This window comes from Sphingobacterium sp. HMA12 (assembly GCF_002933815.1).
Lineage (GTDB): Bacteria > Bacteroidota > Bacteroidia > Sphingobacteriales > Sphingobacteriaceae > Sphingobacterium.
This window is the reverse complement of record NZ_BEYR01000001.1, coordinates 1,900,855-1,923,893: the sequence shown is the minus strand read 5'-3', so window position 1 is coordinate 1,923,893 and position 23,039 is coordinate 1,900,855. Positions and strand designations below refer to the sequence as shown.

13 protein-coding genes are annotated in these 23,039 nt (G+C 44.1%); 10 read left to right on the top strand and 3 right to left on the bottom strand.

Annotated features, from left to right (window positions below; all coding sequences use genetic code 11):
• The first annotated feature begins 2 nt into the window (after positions 1–2).
• The 7 genes from HMAT_RS08265 (at position 3) to HMAT_RS08235 (ending at position 11,295) form a co-directional block, all read left to right on the top strand.
• Complete coding sequence (locus tag HMAT_RS08265) at positions 3–1,379, top strand: glycoside hydrolase family 43 protein (protein WP_104382267.1); 1,377 nt, start codon at positions 3–5, stop codon at positions 1,377–1,379.
• A gap of 131 nt (positions 1,380–1,510) precedes the next feature.
• Complete coding sequence (locus tag HMAT_RS08260; protein ID WP_199768570.1) at positions 1,511–3,295, top strand: sialate O-acetylesterase; 1,785 nt, start codon at positions 1,511–1,513, stop codon at positions 3,293–3,295.
• Positions 3,296–3,417: 122 nt separating this feature from the next.
• On the top strand, positions 3,418–5,481 hold the full coding sequence (locus tag HMAT_RS08255; protein WP_233789146.1) for a hypothetical protein: 2,064 nt from the start codon (positions 3,418–3,420) through the stop codon (positions 5,479–5,481).
• Positions 5,482–5,730: 249 nt separating this feature from the next.
• Positions 5,731–7,089: an MFS transporter gene (locus HMAT_RS08250; protein WP_233789145.1), complete on the top strand. Its 1,359-nt coding sequence runs from the start codon at positions 5,731–5,733 to the stop codon at positions 7,087–7,089.
• Positions 7,090–7,102: 13 nt separating this feature from the next.
• On the top strand, positions 7,103–8,254 hold the full coding sequence (locus tag HMAT_RS08245) for an endo-1,4-beta-xylanase (RefSeq protein WP_233789144.1): 1,152 nt from the start codon (positions 7,103–7,105) through the stop codon (positions 8,252–8,254).
• Between the two features lie 5 nt (positions 8,255–8,259).
• Positions 8,260–9,231 carry a glycoside hydrolase family 43 protein gene (locus HMAT_RS08240; protein ID WP_104382264.1) on the top strand — a complete coding sequence of 324 codons (972 nt, stop codon included), beginning with the start codon at positions 8,260–8,262 and terminating at the stop codon, positions 9,229–9,231.
• A gap of 12 nt (positions 9,232–9,243) precedes the next feature.
• Positions 9,244–11,295 carry an alpha-glucuronidase gene (locus HMAT_RS08235; protein ID WP_199768569.1) on the top strand — a complete coding sequence of 684 codons (2,052 nt, stop codon included), beginning with the start codon at positions 9,244–9,246 and terminating at the stop codon, positions 11,293–11,295.
• Between the two features lie 270 nt (positions 11,296–11,565).
• Here HMAT_RS08235 and HMAT_RS08230 read toward each other — a convergent pair whose 3' ends face one another.
• The 3 genes from HMAT_RS08230 to HMAT_RS27730 all read right to left on the bottom strand — a co-directional run bounded on the left by HMAT_RS08230 (position 11,566) and on the right by HMAT_RS27730 (position 12,890).
• Positions 11,566–11,748 (bottom strand): hypothetical protein, encoded by a 183-nt coding sequence (locus HMAT_RS08230; protein ID WP_104382262.1) that lies wholly within the window; start codon positions 11,746–11,748, stop codon positions 11,566–11,568.
• Positions 11,749–12,519: 771 nt separating this feature from the next.
• On the bottom strand, positions 12,520–12,717 hold the full coding sequence (locus HMAT_RS27030; RefSeq protein WP_158655676.1) for a hypothetical protein: 198 nt from the start codon (positions 12,715–12,717) through the stop codon (positions 12,520–12,522).
• Positions 12,624–12,890 carry a UbiA family prenyltransferase gene (locus HMAT_RS27730; protein ID WP_371412044.1) on the bottom strand — a complete coding sequence of 89 codons (267 nt, stop codon included), beginning with the start codon at positions 12,888–12,890 and terminating at the stop codon, positions 12,624–12,626. Before HMAT_RS27730 ends, HMAT_RS27030 begins: the two co-directional genes overlap by 94 nt.
• Before the next feature lie 808 nt (positions 12,891–13,698).
• On the opposite strand from HMAT_RS27730, the gene HMAT_RS08220 reads away from it, so the two are divergent.
• The 3 genes from HMAT_RS08220 (at position 13,699) to HMAT_RS08210 (ending at position 23,004) form a co-directional block, all read left to right on the top strand.
• On the top strand, positions 13,699–17,721 hold the full coding sequence (locus tag HMAT_RS08220; RefSeq protein WP_158655675.1) for a hybrid sensor histidine kinase/response regulator transcription factor: 4,023 nt from the start codon (positions 13,699–13,701) through the stop codon (positions 17,719–17,721).
• 172 nt (positions 17,722–17,893) lie between these two features.
• Positions 17,894–21,205, top strand: a complete 3,312-nt coding sequence (locus tag HMAT_RS08215) for a TonB-dependent receptor (protein ID WP_158655674.1) — start codon at positions 17,894–17,896, stop codon at positions 21,203–21,205.
• Between the two features lie 11 nt (positions 21,206–21,216).
• Positions 21,217–23,004 carry a RagB/SusD family nutrient uptake outer membrane protein gene (locus tag HMAT_RS08210; protein ID WP_104382258.1) on the top strand — a complete coding sequence of 596 codons (1,788 nt, stop codon included), beginning with the start codon at positions 21,217–21,219 and terminating at the stop codon, positions 23,002–23,004.
• Positions 23,005–23,039 lie beyond the last annotated feature (35 nt).

The following is a 23,039-nucleotide window of genomic DNA, read 5'->3' as shown; positions in this document are numbered from 1 at the left end:
ATATGAGAAAACAATTTTTTAAACGATTACCGTTCGGGCTTCTGATGATGTTCGTGGTCACGATAAATATATTAAGGGCGCAGAATCCGATTGTACAGACGTCCTATACTGCAGATCCGGCACCATTGGTGTATAACAACCGTCTTTATCTTTATACCACGCAGGATGAAGAGGAATCCACCTGGTTTAATATGAACAATTGGCGTGTATATTCAACCAATGATATGGTGAACTGGACCGATCACGGCGCAATTCTCTCTTACACTGATTTTGAATGGGCAAAAGGTGATGCCTGGGCGGCACAATGTGTTGAAAAAAATGGCAAATTTTATCTCTATGTGCCTGTTATTTCTAAGCTGAACAATCGTGGTGCAATCGGCGTTGCGGTGGGCGATAGTCCACTGGGGCCATTTCATGATCCTTTGGGAAAACCGTTGCTGCAGAGTGAATGGGGCGATATCGACCCTACAGTGTTTGTTGATGACGATGGTCAAGCCCATATGTATTGGGGTAATCCCAAGCTGAAATATGTCAAGCTGAATGAAGACATGGTCTCCTATACAGGTGATATCGTTGAGGTTCCGATGACGGCGGCATCGTTCGGAAAAAGAGAGGGCGACCCTAAACGTCCTTCTAATTATGAGGAGGGCCCCTGGTTGTACAAAAGAAACAGTTTGTATTATCTTTTCTGGCCGGGAGGTCCTCTTCCGGAATTTATTGGGTATTCGACAAGTAAAAAAGCAGAAGGTCCCTGGAAGTACGGTGGGGTGCTGATGCCGGCTGAAGGAAAAGCATTTACAAATCATCCCGGTGTTGTGGATTTTAAAGGGAAAAGTTATTTCTTTTACCATAATGGTGCATTGCCCGGAGGGGGAGGTTTCACGCGTTCGGTCGCTGTTCAGGAATTGAATTTTCATCCGGACGGCAGTATTCAGCCAATGAAAATGACTGCCGGAATTACGAATGCACTTGCAACAGTGAACCCCTACGAGCTTAATCAGGCCGAAATGATTGCCTGGTCCGAGCATGTTAAATCCTATCAGAACGAAAAAGTAGGTGTTTTTATTAAAGCGAGGAAAGACGGCGCCTATACCGTTGTGAAAAACGTTGACTTTGGTGAGAAAGGAGCCCGCAATTTTTTTGCGCGGGTAGGAACGACACATAATGGCGGTGTCAGTATGGAGGTGCGTTCGGGGGCTACAGACGGACCTTTATTAGCCACTATACAGGTTCCTATGACAGGAGGTGATGATAGATGGACTACCATAGAGACTATTCTGCCGGATAGTGTAAAAGGGATACACGATCTATATTTTGTCTTTAAAGGCAAGGCTCCATCCAATATCCTGTTTTTCGATTGTTGGAAATTTGGACGGTAAGGTGGCAGCATATGGCTTTTAGATTTAAAAATTTCTTTTGTCTTTCCTCTTTTTTTTGTCATCTGACACTGGTTTTTGTTTTGCTTTTTTGCGGGCTAACGAGTGTTGCCCGTGTACGGCTCCCCGCAATTATGGGGGACCAAATGGTGCTGCAACGGGATGTCGATCTCAACATCTGGGGATGGGCAACGAAAGGTGAGAAGGTTACGCTGCGGTTTAGGGGGGCATATTATTACACCGAAGGGGGAGAGGATGGCAAGTGGCATGTGCGGATCCCGCCACAACGTTATGGTGGCCCCTATATGATGGAGATCAATGATATGGTCATTCGGGATGTGTTAATCGGCGATGTCTGGCTCTGTTCGGGCCAGTCTAATATGGAAACGCCAATTAAGCGACTCGTCGAACGTTTTCCTGAAATCAATGAATCTAATCATCATATGATCCGCTATTTCAAGGTTCCGACGCAAAATAGTCTGACCGATGTAAAGGAAGATATACCTCCCGGTGAACGATGGCATTCGGGGATTGCCTCTGATGTCATGAACTGGACTGCATTGGCTTATTTTTATGCATTGGATTCTTATCAGCGTAATGGAATTCCAGTCGGGATGATCGTATCTAGCCTGGGTGGATCGGAGATAACGCATTGGATCGATCAGAAATATTTGAAAAAATTTCCTGAGTTGCTGTTCGATCGGCATGCGATCGATAGCCTTCGGTTGGCCGAAAGAGATCGGGGAGCGGATTTGTGGACTGAAGAGCACTATAACGATTCAAATTGGCCCACAGTGCAAGTGCCCGAGTACTGGAGCAGACCACGGCAGACCCATAGAGGGGTCAGTTATTTTAGGCGGAGTTTTGTTGTTCCGGCAGCTAAGGAAGGACGGCACGCCAAGTTATATCTGGGGACTTTGGCCGATAGCGACTCGGTGTATGTCAATGGTAATTTTGTCGGTTCTACAGCCTACCGATATCCGCCGCGGATTTACGATATACCTGCAGGTGTGCTACACGCAGGAAATAATAATTTAACCGTCCGCCTGCGAACCGATGGGCGAGATGGCGGGTTTACGCCGGATAAACCCTATAAAATCAAGCTGGATGACCTGAGTATTGATCTTGTAGGCGAATGGCATTGGCAAATTGCGCTTGACCAGGATAAAATTGATGAGTATAAAAGCCGTCTTCGGCATATGAACCAGGTTGGTTCGGGCTTGTATAATGGAATGATCCATCCTTTGCGCGACTACGGATTAAAAGGTGTGCTTTGGTACCAAGGGGAAGCAAATACCGCCGATCCTACACATTACCGGGACTATCTTACTTCGTTGGTCAGCAGTTGGCGTGTGCATTTTGGTCAGCCACAGCTTCCTTTTTTGATGGTGCAGCTGCCCAACTTTATGGCCAAAGATACGGTGCCGGGGGAATCGAATTGGGCGCGAATCAGGGAAGCTCAATTTCAGGCGAGCAAAGAGATCCCTTTCACCGCATTGGCGGTAACTTATGATGTAGGGGAGTGGAATGATATACACCCGCTAAATAAAAAAGACATGGCAAAGCGATTATTTCTATGCGTGCGTAAGATGCTGTATGGCGAAGATGTCGTCGCCTCCGGACCGCAGTATCAGCGTATGCGGGTGGATGGCGATCAGGTTGTCATTTCCTTCGAGCAGACTGGAAAGGGACTGGCTATCGGTCATGGTAAAAAACTGCAGCACTTTGCAATCGCCGGTTCGGATCGCAAATTCGTATGGGCGAATGCAGTGATACGGGGAAATGAAGTGGTGGTGAGTCATCCAAAACTCAAAGATCCCAAGGCGGTGCGCTACGCCTGGAGCAATAATCCCGAAGATGCAAATCTAATCAATAAGGAGGGGTTGTTAGCTGTGCCATTTCGTACCGATAATTGGTAGCATAAAGTAATTTGAGTTAAGGAAAGTCAATTGAACAGCATAACATATAATTCAGCAATAATTTAAGTAATTAATTTAATCAGTTTATGAAGGGACTAAATATTGTCTTAAAAAAACGGACAATGGTATTTTTATTATCCGTTACGGGAATTTTATCAGCAACAAGCGTGTTAGGACAGCAGCAAAATATCCTGAAGGATTACAGTAAAGGTTATGTACACCAATCCATTGGTAATCCTTACCTACCGCTTTGGGAGCATCTTCCTGATGGTGAACCCCGTGTTTTTGAAGATCCCGACCAGCCGGGTAAATATCGTGCTTATATCATTGGTTCCCATGATTTACGTTTTAGCAGTTATTGTGGCCCTGATATCAGAATGTGGTCTGCACCGATTGAAAATTTAACGAGTTGGCGCGATGAGGGTGCTATTTTTACCTATCCGATCGATGGAAAATGGGATGTGATGTATGCCCCAGATCTCGTAGAGGTCAAACGCAAAGATGGGAAAAAAGAATACTACCTGTTTCCACACAGCAGGGGCGATAAACGTGAGGCAATGGTTGTGAAAGGCGATCGTCCGAACGGTCCATTTAAACCCATAAACCTCACGGAAGATGGCAAGCGTACCCTGCCAGGGAGTATCCTCGGATTTGATCCTGCGGTTTACATTGAATATGTTACGGATCCGAAAGATCCTGATTTTGAAATCGGATTCCGTGCATACGGTTTCTGGGGTTTTCAACGCTCTATGGCGGCACAATTAGATCAGAAAACGATGTATTCGCTGCGGCCCGGTACGGAAATTATCAATTATTTATTACCGGCAAGTGCACGGTATGGTGAATTACGTGATCCCAAAGGTACCTCATACCCCAATATTTTTGAGGGGGAGGATTTAGGAACATTCAATTTCTTTGAAGCGTCATCAATCCGTAAAGTTGGGAACAAGTATGTTTCGGTATATAGTGGTTATTCAGGTCCGGAATATGGAGTAGGGAGCTCAAATTCAACCCTGCGGTACGCTGTAGCAGATTCGCCACTAGGGCCATGGAAGAGTGGCGGTGTCTTGGTCGATTCGCGTGCGCCGGTGTTAAATAAGGACGGTTCGGGTATTGAAACCAGCAATGCGGGTCATAATACCCATGGCAGTATCGAACTGATCAATGGCCAATGGTATGTATTTTACCATAGGCCACCACGTGGATTTGGTTTTGCACGTCAGGCTGTGGTCGAACCAATCAAAGTTTCGTGGGATGAAAAAAGCGTAAAGGAAGGCGGAATGGTTTCTATCCGGGCTTTTGATCCTTTTCAGGAAAATTTGACCATTAAAGATAAGCAGGGAAAAGAATATAAAGGTGCCGAGGTAACATCGGAGGGATTTCATTTTTATGGATTGGATCCTTATCGGTATTATTCGGCTGGATATGCCTGTTATCTTTCAGATATCAGTCTGCAGCAGGATTCATGGGATGTCTGGGACAACCATATGCCTGTGACAAATATGAAAAATGGAAATATTGCTGGTTTTAAATATTTTGGATTTGGTGGCCTGAAAGAGGATAAGTTTGGGTTGAAGGCGTTTAAGGGAACGGAAAAAGGGAACCTTACAGCTTTTAATCTATTTATTACTCCAAAAACACAAACTTCATTTAAAGTCAATGTATGGCTGGATGGCCCTTGGGATAACGATACCTGGAAAGGGAAACGGATTGCTCAAATAACTGTGCCAGCAAATACTGGGGCAACAGTGAAGCAATTTACGGTAGATGTTTCTCGCTACGTCGATCAACTGGATGGCAAACATGCCTTGTTTCTGGTCGCTGAAGGTGAAGAAGGCAAGCCTCTTTTTGATTTTATAGGATTGGGATTCAGTTCGAAAGACAAAAAAATTGAACGTCCGGTACCACCTTCGGTCACGATTATCGTGAATGGCAAAAAACTAATGTTGCCTTCGATTCCTGTGAGATCTACCGATGAGAATGGTATCGTTGGTTACAACCATTATGAAGTTGCTTTTCCAATAGAGGCCAAAGACAAGAAGATTCCTGTAGTGAAGGCTCTGGCAAATAACCCCGAAGTTGAGATCAAGGTTAAACAAGCCCACTCGTTGACCGATTACGCACAGGTCGATTGTGTTTACAAAGGGCAAACGAAAAGCTATATGGTGAAATACGTAGCGAATTGAACCGAATGAGAGATCGGGGTCTTCTGTAGCGTTGGGAAAGGGAATCCAGTAAGGTTCCCTTTTTCTATGGTAATTTCTTTTATAGGAAGTCTTTTTAAACATTTTTATTGGAATATAAAACATTTGTATCGGGTGCCGGCTAAAGTGGACTTGTAGTTTTACTGCTGTAATTCAACTAATCGAATAACCAATTGTATGGACCAAAGTATGACAGAGGTAAAGTCTTTAAAAGGCTTCTACAAACTTTCAATGAAACAGCGTGTAGGATTTGGTGCTGGGGATCTCGCACAGAACCTTATCTATCAGACTGTTTCTATGTATCTATTGATTTTCTACACCAATGTTTATGGAATTTCCGCTGCCTCGGCGGGAGTGATGTTCCTTATCGTTCGCGTTGTCGATGTCTTGTGGGATCCCATTGTAGGGGCATTTGTCGATAAGCGAAATCCGCGGATGGGGAAGTATAGATCCTATCTCATTTTGGGCGGGATTCCCTTGACAGGCTTTGCTATTCTGTGTTTCTGGAATGGCTTTTCGGGGTCTCTGACCTATGCGTACATCACGTATGTTGGTCTATCCATGTTGTATACACTGATTAATGTTCCTTATGGTGCTTTAAATGCTTCCCTGACGAGGGATACAAATGAGGTGACAAAGCTGACTTCGACACGGATGTTTATGGCTAATGTGGGTGGGCTGGCTGTCGGATACGGAGTGCCCCTTGTGGTAAAATATTTTTCAGCGGATGGCAAGATTAATTCGAAGGATTCGGCAGAAGCCTGGTTTACGACGATGCTAATTTATGCGCTGACCGGATTAGTTCTTTTATTTTTTTGTTTTTCACAAACAAAGGAACGTGTTATTATGGACGAGAAGGATACAGATAATGTTCGGGTGTCTGATCTCTGGCAGGAGTTTAAGCATAACCGGCCCTTGCGTATTCTGGCATTTTTCTTCATTACCGCATTTGCGATGATGGCTATCGGTAATTCGGCCGGATGCTACTACATAATCTACAATGTAAATGCGCCAGATATGTTGCCTTATTTTATGGCACTGGGATCATTGCCTGCGTTTATTTTTATGCCACTGGTTCCGGCTATCAAACGTGCAATAGGCAAAAAGCAAATGTTCTATGTTTTTTTGGGTATTGCCATCCTTGGCATGCTGATGTTATACGTTATTTCATCCAACGATAACCTGAAGGGAAATATCGGACTGGTGTTGGGTGCTCAGTTTATTAAATCAACCGGTGTGATCGTTGCCACTGGTTATATGTGGGCCCTGGTGCCAGAGGTCATATCCTACGGTGAATATAAAACCGGTAAACGTATCTCTGGTATCGTCAATGCGCTCACCGGTATTTTTTACAAAGCAGGGATGGCACTAGGCGGAGTTGTTCCGGGCTTGGTACTGGCTTATGTAGAATTTGATAAAGATAATGCAACAACACAATCTCCTTTGGCTGAAAAGGGAATTCTATGGTTGGTGGCCGTTATTCCTGCCATACTTTTGGTGCTGGCCATGTATGTTATTTCCAAATACGAACTGGATGATGTGACCATCGATAAAATCAATCGGGATATTGAATCCAGATCCATTTATTAATCAAAAATAGACCATGAAAATATTAAAAACTATGATGACGGCCATAACGGCTTTATTGATTGCTACTTCTGCTTCAGCAGCTATTCAAAGCGCTAAACAAGCAACGGATTCGGTGATCTTGAAAGATGCTTTTGAAAACAATTTTTTTATAGGAACGGCCCTAAATCTTGATCAGATCTGGGAGCGGGATTCGAAGGCTGTTGCTGTGGTGAAAACACAGTTTAACTCCATCGTTGCCGAAAATTGTATGAAAAGTATGTTTTTGCAGCCGCAGGAGGGCGTATTCAATTTTAAGGATGCGGATCGTTTTGTTGCGTTTGGTGAAAAAAATAAGATGCAGATTATCGGGCATACACTGATTTGGCATTCGCAGACACCAGCTTGGTTTTTTGTTGACAAAAATGGGAAAGATGTCTCTCGTGAGGTCCTTATCGCACGAATGAAGAAACATATACAGACCGTTGTATCCCGTTATAAAGGCCGGGTGTTCGGGTGGGATGTGGTGAATGAGGCGATATTGGATAATGGTGAATGGCGTAAAAGCAAATTCTATCAGATTATTGGACCTCAATTTATTGAATTGGCTTTCAAATTTGCCCATGAGGCAGACCCTAAAGCTGAATTATATTATAATGATTATTCAACAGCCATTCCTGCAAAAAGGAATGGAATTATAGCTATGGTCCGGCAGGTAAAGGCCGCGGGTGGTCATGTCAGTGGTCTTGGTATGCAGGAGCATAATGGACTGGATAATCCATCAATCAGCGAAGTTGAAAAAACCATCCTTGGATTTGCAGGTCTTGGTGTAAAGGTAATGGTTACTGAAATGGATATTTCGGTTCTCCCGCATGTACGTCCTGATATGGGGGCAGAAATTGGGGAACGCCACGCATACAGTAAAGAAATGAATCCTTATGAAGAAGGTCTGCCTGCCGAGAAAATGGAAGAGCTTGGGAAGAGGTATGTTGACTTTTTTAGCTTGTATCTCAAACATCATGATAAAATATCCCGTGTGACTTTGTGGGGTGTCGGCGATGGGGATTCATGGAAGAATGGCTGGCCTATCCCGGGACGTACAGATTATCCCTTACTATTCGACCGGAATTATCAACCCAAACCATTTGTGAAAGATATTATTGCATTGACTCAAAAAAAAAAGAAATAAGAAATATGAACAAGAGTAGGTACTTATTTGCGGGGGATTATATGGCTGATCCATCAGCGCATGTTTTTGAAAACAAGATTTATATCTATCCTTCCCATGACCGGGAGAGCGGAATGCCCGAAAATGACAATGGAGATCATTTTGATATGCAGGATTACCATGTGTTTTCACTTGAAGATAGCCATGCCGAGGTGGTTGATCATGGGAAAGTATTGGATCTTAAAGACATTCCCTGGGCTGGTCGTCAGCTTTGGGACTCCGATGTGACGGAGAAAAACGGGAAATACTATATGTACTTCTCGACGAAAGACAAAAACGATATTTTTAGACTTGGCGTCGCTATCGCAGATCATCCGTATGGACCATTTGTGCCCCAGGACAATCCAATTAAGGGAAGTTATAGCATAGACCCCTGTGCTTTTAAAGATGAAGATGGTACATACTACTTGTATTTTGGCGGTATCTGGGGCGGGCAGCTGCAGTTTTATCGAAATAATAAGATTGTTTCTCCCAATGAATTGCCTCAACCTGATGAACCCGCATTATCTCCAAAGGTTGTCAGGATGTCTGCCGACATGCTCGAATTTGCGGAACAGCCACATGATCTCGTTATTTTAGATAAAGATGGAAAACCATTGAAGCATGGTGATACGGAAAAGCGGTTTTTTGAAGCTTCCTGGATGCATAAATATCAGGATAAATACTATTTTTCATATTCTACAGGAGACAGTCATCTGATCTGTTATGCAATGGGAGACAATCCCTACGGGCCGTTTACCTACCAAGGCGTTATTTTGTCACCAGTTGTTGGCTGGACAACTCATCACAGTATTTTGAAATTTAAAGACAAGTGGTACCTTTTTTATCATGACTCGGTCCCATCTGGCGGAAAGACCTGGCTAAGAAGTATGAAAGTGATTGAGCTGGAGTATGATGAAAATGGCTGTATTAAGCCTATCGACGGATTGACTTCTTAATTTTTAGTACGAATGAGGTCTATCATGCGTTTCTATTGCTTGTTGTTGGCATTTTTAGCTGCTGTTCCTTTTGTCGTACGGGCAGAGGACGGTAGTCAATTGTGGTTGCGATTTTCAAAACAGGGAAAACCTACGGGTACCGTCCGGATTACAGGTGGAGAATCAACGGATGCAACCCTAATGTTAGCAAAGCAGGAGCTGCAGCTTTACTGGAAGGGTATGGATGTCATTTTAAAGCTTGATCATCGGAGAAAGGAATTAAAAGATGGTTATCAAATAAGGCAGCATGGAAATCAGGTTCATGTGGTCGCTGGCCGATCGGTAGGGCTATTATATGCTGCCTATCATTTACTGCGTCTTCAGGAGACGGAAGGTCAAATACCGAATGCGGGACTCACAGAAATACCCTCTTATGATATCCGGATTTTGAATCATTGGGATAATTTGGACGGAACTATAGAACGGGGCTATGCAGGGCATTCACTCTGGAAATGGGAGGAATTGCCGTATAAACTTTCATCCAGATATGAGCAATATGCACGGGCTAATACATCGGTTGGCATTAATGCCACCGTATTGAATAATGTTAATGCTTCTTCAGAACTATTGAAGGCAGAATATTTGCTGAAAGTTAAAGCATTGGCGGATGTCTTTCGTAAATATGGTATCAAAGTATATTTGTCGATCAATTTCTCGGCACCCAAAAATTTAGGGGGGGTATCTAGTTCGGATCCGTTAAATCAGGATGTTCAGCAGTGGTGGAATTCCAAAGCAAAGGAGATTTATGGGCTGATTCCAGATTTCGGTGGATTTTTGGTCAAAGCAAATTCGGAAGGGCAGCCAGGTCCGCAAGATTATGGTCGCACGCATGCGGATGGTGCCAACATGCTTGCCGATGCGCTACGTCCCTATGGGGGGACTGTATTTTGGCGGGCTTTTGTTTATCATCCGACTAAAGATGACCGCGCGAAACAGGCTTATCAAGAGTTTGTGCCCCTGGATGGGCAGTTTCGGGAAAACGTGATCCTTCAGGTGAAAAATGGCCCAATAGATTTTCAGCCGCGGGAACCTTTTAACCCTTTACTGGGCGCGATGCCAAATACGGCAAAAATGCTCGAATTTCAATTGACACAGGAATATCTAGGCTTTTCTAATCATTTGGTCTATTTGGCCCCTTTGTTTAAGGAAGTATTGGATAGCGATACCTATGCCAATGGAAAAGGGCAAACGGTGTCAAAATTGACCGACAGTAGGGGGCATTTGGGACGTAAAACTGCAATCGCTGCTGTTGCCAATATTGGTTTGGATACCAATTGGACGGGGCATCATTTTGCCCAAGCTAACTGGTATGCCTTTGGTCGTTTGGCTTGGAACAATAACCTGTCGTCGGTTCAGATAGCGGATGAGTGGATAAGAATGACTTTTACGGGAGTCCAGGAGTTTGTAGAACCTATAAAGAAGCTAATGCTTGAATCACGGGAGGCAGCAGTCGATTATATGATGCCTTTAGGCCTGCATCACCTCTTTGCTTTTGAGCATCATTACGGCCCAGAACCTTGGGGAGATATTCCGGGGGGACGTCCAGACTGGATGCCATGGTATTACCATAATGCGGATAGCGTGGGATTGGGCTTTGACCGTACGGTTAATGGAAGTCGTGCTGTAACACAATATAATCCATCATTGGACAAGATTTATGGGAATATATCCACTTGTCCTGAAAATCTTTTATTGTGGTTTCATCATGTTTCTTGGAATTATCGAATGAATAGCGGCAATACGCTTTGGAGCGAATTATGTTTCCGTTATGATCACGGTGTCCAAAAGGTGAGGGAGTTTCAAAAAGTTTGGGATCGTATGGAAAGGTATATTGATCGATCACGTTTTTCGGATGTTCAGGCTAAACTTAGGATCCAGACTAGAGATGCTGTTTGGTGGAAAGATGCTTGTCTGCAGTACTTTCAAAGCTTTTCACGTCAGCCGATTCCTTACGAATTGGAAAGACCAATCTATGAATTGGAAGACCTAAAGAAAATAAAGTTACCCATGGGGCATCATAATTAGTTGATCGACAAATCGTGCTCAAATTCGACAGTTTATTCTTCTATTTTAAAATTGAATCAGCTTTAATTATACTGTCGATGCATAAATGAACATAGCATATTATTCATCCGCTTCTCATATTGTTATGGATCGGCTTAATTATCTTCCAATTTACATTCGGTCACACTGTTTGCAATCTTCCATGTCGGAGCTTTTTTAAGACGTTAAAAATGATCGAACGCTTGCTCCCCCCTGGGGAGCAAGCGTTCGATCTATTCTTTTTTATTAACTTTATAAAGTGAAAACACAAGCCTTGTGGGATTTGGCAATCCAATGTTCAATTTCTACTTCTCCGTTGTGGGGTTTGCCTTCATCAAATACTACGGCTGTTTCTGTAAAACATTTAGCATAAGCAATGCTATCGAAATTGTTCTTCATTTTTACCAACTCGTTGATTAATTTTGGTAAGGTCATATTTTCTATTTTTTTTTATTAAACTGTTGTTACTGTTTCATCATCGATTATATATTCAGTTCCGGTTAGATAGGTGGCTCTCCGTGGAATAAGGAAACCAGCAAATTCAGCCATTTCTTGAGGTTCAGCGGGTCTCCAGAAAGGGATCTCGCCCAATGCGTCCATTATACCTTATCGCGCTTCTTCCACGGGAATGATGGCGTTTCTTGCAATTTCGTCCAGCCATGCTTCCGAAGCTGTAGTGCTGGTCCATACGGGTGAGACAGTCGATACACGACCACCTTTTGGAGTCACTTCATATGATAAACGCTTACTGCAATTTTTCGGTCCCGCCTTTGCAGCATTATAATTTAAGGTTGAAATCCAGAAGAAGTGCGAGCTAGATAACCGGGAGGTACATCAAAGATGGAAACATGACTTTTTAGCAGGGCGATCTTTCCGAATTATTAAATGACGAAAAGCGACGTAGGAAAATAGGCCCCTTCAACTATTGAAATCACGGCAAAAATCATGGTGCCCAATCCATAATAATAATAATAATAATAATAATAATAATAATAATAATAATAAGGTAGAAATTCTACCGGAATCATCAAAAGCGCCGAAAAAAATATAATCAAGCTGACAATTTATCCTTTTTGTTGTGGGCAACAATTGAATTCCGCCTCGGCGATAGTCTTCGTCCGAAAACCAGGTTATTTCCCAAAAGCGGAGAAATTGTGCAGAGACCTGAATAATAAAAAGCCTAAAAGAAATAATTAGCAATGAGAGTCAGGCGCTCTCTTCAGACTGTAGGCCAACTAATAAGCTATTAAATGATCCAAAATAGCCCAATAGGGGAGGCAAAGCTCCGGGTATAGCACCAATGAACACCGCTATTGGAGATTTCGTATGCAATTGTGTATATACAATAGCATACAGAATAATTGAAATAAAGACAATTTCCCCACGATGAAATTTAACTTGCATAAGATTGAAATACCTAACAGCCCCATCATAATACTAATTACCAAAGCCTTTCCAGTAGACATACGCCCTGCAGGCAAAGGGCGATTTGCGGTCCTTACCATCAATTTGTCTATATCTACCTCTATCATCTTGTTCAATGCACTAGCCGATGCAGTAACGAAAAATCCGCACAGAGTAAGATAAATCCAATTTAGAAAACTGAATTGGTCTTAAAGTTTCGAACCGATCAAAAAAGCGATTGAAGCTGAAAACACTACTGTTATTGTCAAGCGAAATTTGACTAACTCTTTGATATAAGAAAGAGTGTCTTTCATTTTCGAATTTTAAATTATCCTATGTAAGGAACAAATCTCGGAAACTAAGATTATATATTATTTTGTTCTATGTCATTTGTGACTATAAAAAGATCTCATCTTTATTGAGTGTTATTCGGTACGAAATTTATAATACAAAAGCAATGAAAAGTTAAGCAGAATGATTTATTGTGTGTTGGCAATATATGAACCACGTAATCATTTGGATGTTTAAGCGATAACGCATGTCTTTACCGACTAATTGTCGAGTTCATTGGGACAGATACTATTCTTCCGAGAGATTACGAATACAAATAGTAATCGTTTATGCCTATCATTAGTCTAATAGCCTAAATATAATTGGCTGCGACCTATATAATATAATGAATGCTGAAGGTAAGTACTGACAGATTTAACCCAAATCATAGTATGCCCCATATATTCAACACTCATCAGAGGCCGCAGTTCACAGCTGATTTTTTTATTTATGTAGCAAAATGATACACTTTGAGCAAAAGCATAAAAACTTTAATTTATATGATGTAACAGAATAAACGTATCTTTGACAATCCTAATATGGAAAATAAGTAATTAGCGTTTCCCCTATTTAAAAGTATTGGCTGAATTGAAAGAAAGATCTCTTTTTTTGATGGATTACTGTCGCCTATTGTTTTCTTTGGTGATAACCATGCTTTGTATTACCCTCTCGGCACAGGAAAAAAGCTATTTCTTTAACAATAGAGGTATCAAAAACGGACTATCCAACAGCCGCGTGATCGCTATCGCGACAGATCAAAGTGGATTTCTGTGGTTTGGTACGGCTTCGGGACTGAACCGCTTCGACGGTTATGATTTTAAGGTATTTTTACATGATGAAAAGGATACGACCAGTATCAATGATAACTATATTGATAAAATAGTTAAAGGACCGCTCCATTCACTGTGGATCTATACTCCAAAAGGTTGGAATAGATACAATCCTATCAACGAAAAATTTGAATCCAGGCCAAAGACTTGGTTGACCCAGCTCGGATTGCCGCACGAATGGTTTAAAACCATTGTCGCCGATCCACTTGGGGATTTCTGGTTTATCTATCCTGGTGAGGGGGTTTATAAATACAGCGACAAAGAGAAAAAATCCCTGCTCTTAAGTGCGCAAAGCCGCCGTGAACCGCTTTATAGCAATGGGATCTCATCTCTGGCATTTGACTCGAAACAGTGTAGCTGGATGTTATATGCGGATGGAACAGTCGAGATACGACGTTATTCGGATAATAAACTGCTCAGACGCCTGCATGTGCCCGCAAGCAATACCGAGCAGGCCTACCAGCTATTTTTGGATGCCCAGGATGACGCCTGGATCTATGTGCCTGGCAAGGCAAATGCGGTATACTGGTTGCGGTCTAAAGATAACACATGGTTGAGCCTCGACCGAAAGCCGGGGCAATTTCAACTGAATAATGATATTGTCAACGGCATCGTCCAGGACGATCAAGGAAAGGTCTGGATTGCTACTGATCACGGCGGAATCAACCTTGTCGATAAACAAAAGGGGACGATTAGTTATATTTCAAATGATTTTGGCTTTAAGGATATGTTGCCCGGAAATGCCATTCAGTCGCTGTTTAACGATCCTTCGGGGACGATTTGGATGGGCACCTTCAAAGCAGGTATCAATTCTTATAGCGAAATAAAGTCGTCTTTTCCACAATACCGTCACGATCCCAACAATCCCAAAAGCTTACCTTTTGACGATGTCAATTGCTTTGCCGAGGATAAACGGGGAAATCTGTGGATCGGCACCAATGGACGTGGCTTGTTATACTATGATCGAACAGCAAAGTCGTTTACAAAATATCTGCAGGCAGAGAATGGGAGCGGACCTTCGAGCAATATTATAGCGAGCTTATATGTCGACCGAGACAACAAGCTATGGATAGGTACTTATTTTGGGGGGCTGAATAGCTACGACGGGCAGCGATTTACTTACTATCGGCACGACAGTAAAGTCTCCAGCAGCTTATCCGAGGATAATGTATGGGAAATATTTGAGGATCGTGAAAGTCGCTTATGGGTAGGGACATTAAATAAGGGAATGCAGCTTTTGGACCGCCGTACGAATACTTTTGTGGATTACCGCTACAAGCATCCATTCAATTTTTCGGTCAATGCGATCATGGAGGATCATAAAGGGAACCTCTGGGTAGGTGGTTCGGCAGGTATCGAATTGTATGATCAGCATAGAAAGTTCCTGCAGCATTTCAATTACCAACAGGGCGTAGAAAATAGTCTGTGTAATACTACCGTCTTGGATATCATCGAGGATGCAAAGGGATTGATCTGGATAGCAACACGGGATGGGCTATCGATTTATGATCCTGAAAAGAAAAAGTTTTTCAAATACCACAAAGCCGATGGGTTGCCCCATCAGACCATTTTGCGTCTGATCAGAGATCGTCAGAACAATATTTGGGCGAGTACACCCAACGGCTTGTCCAAGATTTCGCCACTTTATTTAAAAGATGGTCTCCAACTGTCCTTTCGGAATTACGACGAGACAGACGGACTGCAGGGAAATGTCTTCAATGACGATGCCGCATTTATCACCAAGGCGGGTGAATTGGTCTTTGGTGGAAGCAATGGGTTTAACCTGTTCGTTCCGCCGGACGATAAATCCAAAGGTCATCGCTATCCGTTGCTGTTTACGGACCTACAGCTGTTTAACAATAGCGTACGTCCGGGTGAACGATACAATGGTAACCTGATTCTGTCAGCAAGTATTTCAATGACCACTAAGCTTGCTTTAAAATACGATCAGAATGCATTTGCTATCCAATTTGCGGCACTCAATTTTGTCGATGCTGGAAAGGTGAATTACAGTTACCAGATGCAGGGGCTGCACGAACAGTGGGTTACGGTGGATGGCAATAACCGAAAAATAAGCTTTACAGGATTAGCACCCGGCAAATACACACTTGTGGTGCGTGCCGAAGAAAGCGGAGCTGCCAACCCGGTATATGCTAAACTGGAAATTGAGATTATGCCTCCTTTTTGGGCAAGTCCATGGGCATATGCTTTTTATGGCTTGGTCATCATACTGGGGCTACTCTGGGCGCGATATCGGATCATACTCCGTACCCGCTTGAAATTTAGGCAGGAACAACAGGAACAGGAACAGTTGCGTAGACAGGAGCTTGATGCGATGAAAATTCACTTTTTTACCAATGTCAGTCATGAGCTTAAAACTCCCCTGTCTTTGATTCTTACGCCGGTAGAAAAATTGCTGGATCAGCCTTTTCCGGAAAATGAGCATCGGCAGTTCCGATTGATCCATCGAAATGCTCGGCGTCTGCTCAATTTGGTCGACCAGCTGCTGGATTTTCGTAAACTGGAGCTTGGTGAGCTACATCTGCATAAAAAGGACCTTCGGGTTTTGGGGTTTTGTAAGGAGGTTTACGAGTCGTTTTTGGATCTCGCTGAAAAGCGACGGGTGCAGTTCTCCTTCGAAACTGCGGGTGAAGAAACTTGGGCAGCGCTGGATCCCGATAAAATGGAACGGATACTATTTAACCTGTTGACAAATGCCTTCAAGTTTACAGCCGAAGGTGGCAAGGTGATATTGTCCGTCGACACCACAGCAGGCGATAGGCTTGAAGTCCGCGTCAGTGATACTGGGATAGGTATTGCCCCCGAAAGATTGGAACAGGTCTTTGAACGCTTTTTTCAGAATGAACTGCCCAAAAATATGATCAATCAGGGAAGTGGCATTGGATTGGCCATCAGCCGAGAGTTTGCCAAGCTGCACAAAGGAACCCTACATGCCGAAAGCGAAGTCGGCCATGGGAGCACGTTCGTACTGCGGCTGCCTTTGCATGCCATACAAGAACATGCTACAGCACTGCAAGACGATGGGCTGACTGGAGAGGCCGGCACAGCGTTTTCCTTACACAAAACGGTATTACTGGTGGAAGATAACGAGGATTACCGCAATTATATATGCGAATTTCTTCAGCATTATTTTCAGGTTATTGTTGCCAGTAATGGCAAGGAAGGCTGGCAAAAGGCGCTTGCCGAACATCCGGATCTGATCGTCAGCGATCTCAACATGCCCGAAATGAATGGCGCCGAGCTCTGTCAGAAAATTAAGTCAGACAAGCGGACAGCTTTTATTCCTTTTATCCTGCTTACTGTCGTAAATTCCGAACAGCGCCAGTTACAGGCCCTCGAAAAGGGAGCCAACGATTATATTACCAAGCCTTTTCGCATGGAAGTGCTGATCTCTAAAATGAAAAACCTGCTGACGCAACAGGATCGTTTTAAGGAAACCTACCAAAAACAGGTCTCGGTGGCTGCCAGCGAACTGGATATGGCTTCCCTCGATAATGAATGGATCACGAAAGTGCTGACCTATGTCGAGGCCAACATGGGTAATTCAAACCTCTCAGTACAAGGACTTGGAGAAGCGTTTGCTTTAGGCAGGGCGACCTTGTACCGCCGGATTTTTGACCTGACAGGTAAGACTCCTGTGGAGTTTATCCGGAGCATTCGTTTGCAACGGGCTCAGCATATGCTCGAAACCGGACAATGGTCCATCGCTGAAATTGCTTACCAGGTCGGCTTTACGGATCCCAAATATTTTACCAAAGTATTTCGCGAAGAATTCGGCCTTACTCCCTCGGCCTATCAGGAAAAACACCGTCAGAAGCTTTAAAAAGGCTAAAGTGAAACATTTTTCCCCCTATATTCTGCTAAAATTCACCCTTTAGTCATAGCCAATCTCTTAATTTTGATGCTATGCTGTAACCAATTTTTTAATTAACCACTCAGGTTACTGTAAGGGAAATAATTTCTAAATTATAAACGAACTGATAAATATGATTTGTTTGTCCACTGACAGTCATTCGACCTGTCTTGAACGCTCGACAGTACATTTTTCTAAAAAGGTGGCCTTTTTAGGGATATTTATGGCGTCAATCACCTGCATGGCTCACGCACAAACTCGCATTTCTGGAAATGTGGTGGATGAGCAGCGGCGTCCATTGACTGGCGTTAATGTCAGCGTTAAAAACTCGAATAATGTGACATTGACCAATGCCACTGGAGATTATTCGATAAAAGCTCTTCCCACCGATACGCTTATCTATACCTTCGTCGGTTACTTACCGCAACGTAGGGTCGTAGGCGAGCTGAAAGCCATCAACATCCAATTGTATAAAGATAATATCCAGATGGAGCAGGTGGTGGTGGTCGGCTACGGTAGACAGAAGCAGCCTACCGTAACTGGTTCTGTCAGTGTGGTAGCGGGGAAAGATCTGGTGCAGACCCCCGTAGCCAATGTCAGCAATATGCTGGTTGGTATGGCTCCTGGTATTACAGGGATACAGAACAGTGGCGAACCCGGGCAAAATGCGACAACCTTGCGTATCCGCGGGATATCAACGTTGAATGGGGCCAATCCGCTCGTCGTCATCGACGGTGTGCAGCAGCCTGCCGAAAATCCCTTTACGATGTTGAATGCCATTGATGCAAATGATATCGAGAACGTCAGTATCTTAAAGGATGCTTCGGCGACAGCGGTATACGGCATCCGCGGGGCGAATGGCGTGATTATCGTTAGCACTAAGCGGGGTCGCTCGGGAAGACCTGCTTTTAGCTTTTCGGCCAACACGGGTTTTACGCGTGCTACATCGCTCATGGGTATGACGAATTCGCATGACTTTGCTTCCAGCAGAAATGAATCGATCCGCAAACTGGATGCATCGGGGAATGGAGTGTACAACAATATGTTGTTTTCGGAAGACGAGCTTTGGAAATTTAAGAACAACCGCGATTATACGGCGGCAGAAATTGCAGCTATGCCACTCAACGAGCAACAGAAGCAACAGCTGCAAAACAGCCCGGCACTCTATTACACCAGTCACGATTGGTACAAAGAACTCTTCAATGGCACAGGCCGTCAAAATCAGTATAACTTAAATGTCTCGGGGGGCAGCGAACGATTTAAATACGCTAGTTCGATAGGATATTTTGACCAGACCAGCATTCTGAACTATACAAAAATAGCAGGAGCAGATGTGGACCCGAAATTCTCCAGATATACATTTCGCAATAATTTTGATATTGAGGTGGCCAAAAACCTGGAGATCAGCGTCAACATCAGCGGACAGTTTCTAAAGAATAAAATTGCCAACCCTAAGTCGGATAATTTTAGCAACGTACAGGGGTCCGATTTGGCGTCTCGTTATCAGGCGATATTGCTCAACCTCAAACATGGACCTTTTATATCACCCGGAATCGTTGATGGACGCATCGTATTGAACTTTCTTGGAGCCGATGGTAGCGCAACGAATCCGATCGGGACGATCAGAGGGGGAAATGGGGGCTTCCCAAGCCAGGTCATTAATCCGCTCAATCTCGTGACGCGTGGCTACGGAGTCACACAAGGTACCAACCTAAGTGCGCAGACGGTGCTGAAGCATAAAATGGACTATCTGACGCGTGGTCTCAAATCGCATTTTACAGTTGCCTATGACGATAATTATGCGAAAGGATATACGGTGACGCCAGGTGTACCTACCTATTCGGCTTACCGCAATCCACAAAACCCGACAGAAATCGTCTATATCGGTGGCATGGTCAGTACCGACAACAGCCTGACCGATTACCTTTTCAATTCCAGTTTCCGGAAAATGTATTATGAAGCTGGCGTAGACTACAACCGCGACTTTGGAAAACATAACTTATCGGGACTCCTATTGGCAAATGCCCAAAAATATATTGACAACAACTTGGCCTTTAATACACCATCGGGTTTAATGAGCTTAGTTGGGCGTGCGACCTATAACTATGCTGAGCGCTATTTAGCCGAGCTGAATATGGCCTACAATGGGACCGAACAGTTTGCTCCGGGCAACCGGTTCGGATTTTTTCCGGCCTTTTCTGCCGGCTGGATTATCTCCAAAGAGTCTTTCTTGCGAGACAATAGCTTTTTGAGCTTTGCCAAGATCAGAGCCTCCTATGGTGAGGTCGGTAACGATCAGATCGGTGGGATGCGCTACCTCTATTTGGCCAATTCATGGAATTTAGGGGATCAGAACAATGGCTATTATTTTGGAAATACAGATGGATCGGCGACCAACCCACACATTCCGGGGGCTATTGAATCGTCGGTCGGAAATCCAGTGGTTACCTGGGAACGGGCAAAAAAGAGCAATGTACAGCTGGATCTGAAATTTTTTCGCGATAAATTGTCTTTCTCGGGTACTTATTTTAACGAAAAACGTTCCGATATCCTCGTACAGCCGAGCATTATACCGGCCAATTTGGGCGTTGCCGGTACGCCGGTTTCCAATGTCGGTCGCGTAAGCAACAGCGGTTGGGAGTTTGAACTGGGCTGGGACGATAAGTTAACCGAAGATTTTACCTACTTCGTAAAAGGAAACTTCTCTTATGCACGCAATAAAATCGATTATATGGCCGAGGCTGCTTTTCCATATTCTTGGATGAACCAGACGGGGTATATGATCGGTCAGCCAAAAGGATTGGTCGCTGATGGTTTTTACAACAATGCTACCGAACTGGCCAACCGTCCTTACAATACCTTTAGCAATCTGGTGGATGTCGGCGACCTGCGTTATAAAGATATCAATGGTGACGGTATCATCGATAATAGCGATATGATACCGATTGGCTATCCTTCGTTTCCGCTTATCTCGTACAACTTTCGTTTGGGTGTGAGCTATAAGGGCTGGGACTTAAATACACTATTTATCGGTACCGCAAAAGGCTCTTACGATATCAGTAACACCTACTACGGTGGAAATCGCATCGTCGAAGAAGTCAATAACGGTCGATGGACGCAGGAAAAATATGAAAGTGGACAGGAGATCCTTTACCCGGCACTAAATGCTATTGACGGTGTATCCCAGGCCTCGAAAGTGCGGAGTACATTTTGGCTGCGCTCAACAGACTTTCTACGTTTGAAAAATGCTTCTGTGGGCTATACCATCCGTGACAACAAACTATTGCAGCGTGTTGGACTGAGTTCGGTGCGGGTATATGCCAGTGGTAATAATCTGGTGACCTGGACCAAGCTCGTGAAAGGTATAGATCCCGAGTCTACTAGCCAAAATAGCAACGGCTATATATTCCCGCTTGTGAGGACATACAACCTGGGGGTGAACATTTCATTTTAAAACTTACAGATATGATCAATACAATACAACGCTATTGGCAAAAGGCTTTGTTCGCTTCCATGTCCATGGTGGTCCTCGGGAGCAGTATATCTTGCCAAAAAGATTTTTTGCAGGTTCCTCCGGGAGGAAGCCCAACAGTGGACACCGTTTTTAACCAGTCTTCCAACGCTTATAATGCGATTGCAGGCGCCTATTTCGCCTCTTTGCGCCAGGGGCTGAACTGGAACGGTTATTATTCACCGAGCACCGATGATCAGCTGGCTGGCAGTCAGGCTTTTTGGGTGCAGATCCCGGGCAGTGTGGCGGCGGTATCTATTCTTGGCGGTGGCTTTACGCCAAATTCCAATAGCCAGGACATGGGATCCAATGGCGGCTATGGCAACGATGGTTACACCGACAACTTTCAGGCAATCCGTAAAGCATACCTGGTAAAGGAAAATATTGGCCGCGTGCCTGATATGAGCGATGCGGATAAGAAAATCGTACAGGCTGAAATGCAGGCGCTGGTCGCTTACCGCTATACGCAAATGTTTATCATGTATGGTGGGGTGCCGATAATCTCAAAAAGTTTTCCGCTGACTTCCTTAAACAATCTGGAGGAACTGGCCATCCAGCGTGCTCCGATAAAAAACGTATTGGATAGTATTGTAAGCTGGTGTGATCAGTCTGCAGCGATTTTGCCTTCACGTTGGGCCGATAATTCGCTGGGAAGGATGACCAAATCGGCAGCACTGGCGATTAAAGCAAAAGCTTTGCTCTATGCGGCTCGTCCTTTATTCAACAATGCAACACCTTATCTACAGCTAGGCGCTAACAATGCGCTGATTTGCTTTGGCAACAATGATCCACAACGTTGGAGTGTTGCGCTCGCGGCCAGTGAAGCCCTGATCAAAGAAGCCGAAGGGGCGGGGGGACTGCATATCATCAACACAGGAAATCCACTGGCTGACTATGGTACAGCCACCTCCACACCGAGCAACCGGGAAGTGATCTTAGCATTTAAACAGCAGGTACCATCGTCTGGAGGTGCAGGTCCATACAATATTTTTAACGTGGTCAACTACCATTATCAGGCCAATGGAGCGGTGCTATCGAGCAGTATGCTGGAAAACTATTACAAAGCAGACGGCACCGAGCAGAGCTGGCCAGGGGTAGGGCAAACGGCACCGTTTTCGGAATACCTCACCAAATTTAAGCAGATGGAGCCACGTATGCGCGCCGATTTCAATGGTTGGGAAATGCAGGCCGACAACAACCCCGGCGATCCCATCTGGCACATGAACGAGCACTATAAGGACGTCAACCATTTTGGTGCTGGACAGCCGACAAAGTTTTACTATAATGCAGGACGTCGCGAATGGTTTGACTTTCCGATTTTCCGTCTGGCGGCATATTATTTGAGTTCGGCAGAAGCGTATAACGAAATGGGGCAACCTGTCGAAGCACTCAGCCGCCTTAATGTAATCCATCAGCGTGCAGGACTGCCGGCTGTCACAGAGACCAATAAAGATAAACTACGCAAAATTATCCAGCGGGAATGGGCTATCGAGTTTATCCAAGAAAAATACCGATTTAACGACCTGAAACATTGGAAGGATAGTCAGATTGATAAGGGCATTATAGGTGGACCGATCCGTTTTCTGGTTTTTAATAATGGTGGTGACGCTTTGCCTTCGGGAAATACCAATTTTGGAAATGCGGTACGTTATAATGGGTTTTGGCATCCTAGGCAATTGTTAAATCCTTTCCCCCAAGGTGAGGTGAACAAAGGTTATCTGATCCAGAATCCGGGCTATTAATTGATAAGACTGACCCTATTAGAAGACTTTAAACT

Excerpts from the sequence above, each read along its gene's own strand:
- HMAT_RS08255 (WP_233789146.1), top strand. The coding sequence starts at position 3,418 with ATGGTATTTTTATTATCCGTTACGGGAATTTTATCAGCAACAAGCGTG.
- HMAT_RS08240 (WP_104382264.1), top strand. The coding sequence starts at position 8,260 with ATGAACAAGAGTAGGTACTTATTTGCGGGGGATTATATGGCTGATCCA.
- HMAT_RS08235 (WP_199768569.1), top strand. The coding sequence starts at position 9,244 with ATGAGGTCTATCATGCGTTTCTATTGCTTGTTGTTGGCATTTTTAGCT.
- HMAT_RS08250 (WP_233789145.1), top strand. The coding sequence starts at position 5,731 with ATGAAACAGCGTGTAGGATTTGGTGCTGGGGATCTCGCACAGAACCTT.
- HMAT_RS08265 (WP_104382267.1), top strand. The coding sequence starts at position 3 with ATGAGAAAACAATTTTTTAAACGATTACCGTTCGGGCTTCTGATGATG.
- HMAT_RS08230 (WP_104382262.1), bottom strand. The coding sequence starts at position 11,748 with ATGACCTTACCAAAATTAATCAACGAGTTGGTAAAAATGAAGAACAAT.
- HMAT_RS27030 (WP_158655676.1), bottom strand. The coding sequence starts at position 12,717 with ATGCAAGTTAAATTTCATCGTGGGGAAATTGTCTTTATTTCAATTATT.
- HMAT_RS08245 (WP_233789144.1), top strand. The coding sequence starts at position 7,103 with ATGAAAATATTAAAAACTATGATGACGGCCATAACGGCTTTATTGATT.
- HMAT_RS08210 (WP_104382258.1), top strand. The coding sequence starts at position 21,217 with ATGATCAATACAATACAACGCTATTGGCAAAAGGCTTTGTTCGCTTCC.
- HMAT_RS08220 (WP_158655675.1), top strand. The coding sequence starts at position 13,699 with ATGCTTTGTATTACCCTCTCGGCACAGGAAAAAAGCTATTTCTTTAAC.
- HMAT_RS08260 (WP_199768570.1), top strand. The coding sequence starts at position 1,511 with ATGGGGGACCAAATGGTGCTGCAACGGGATGTCGATCTCAACATCTGG.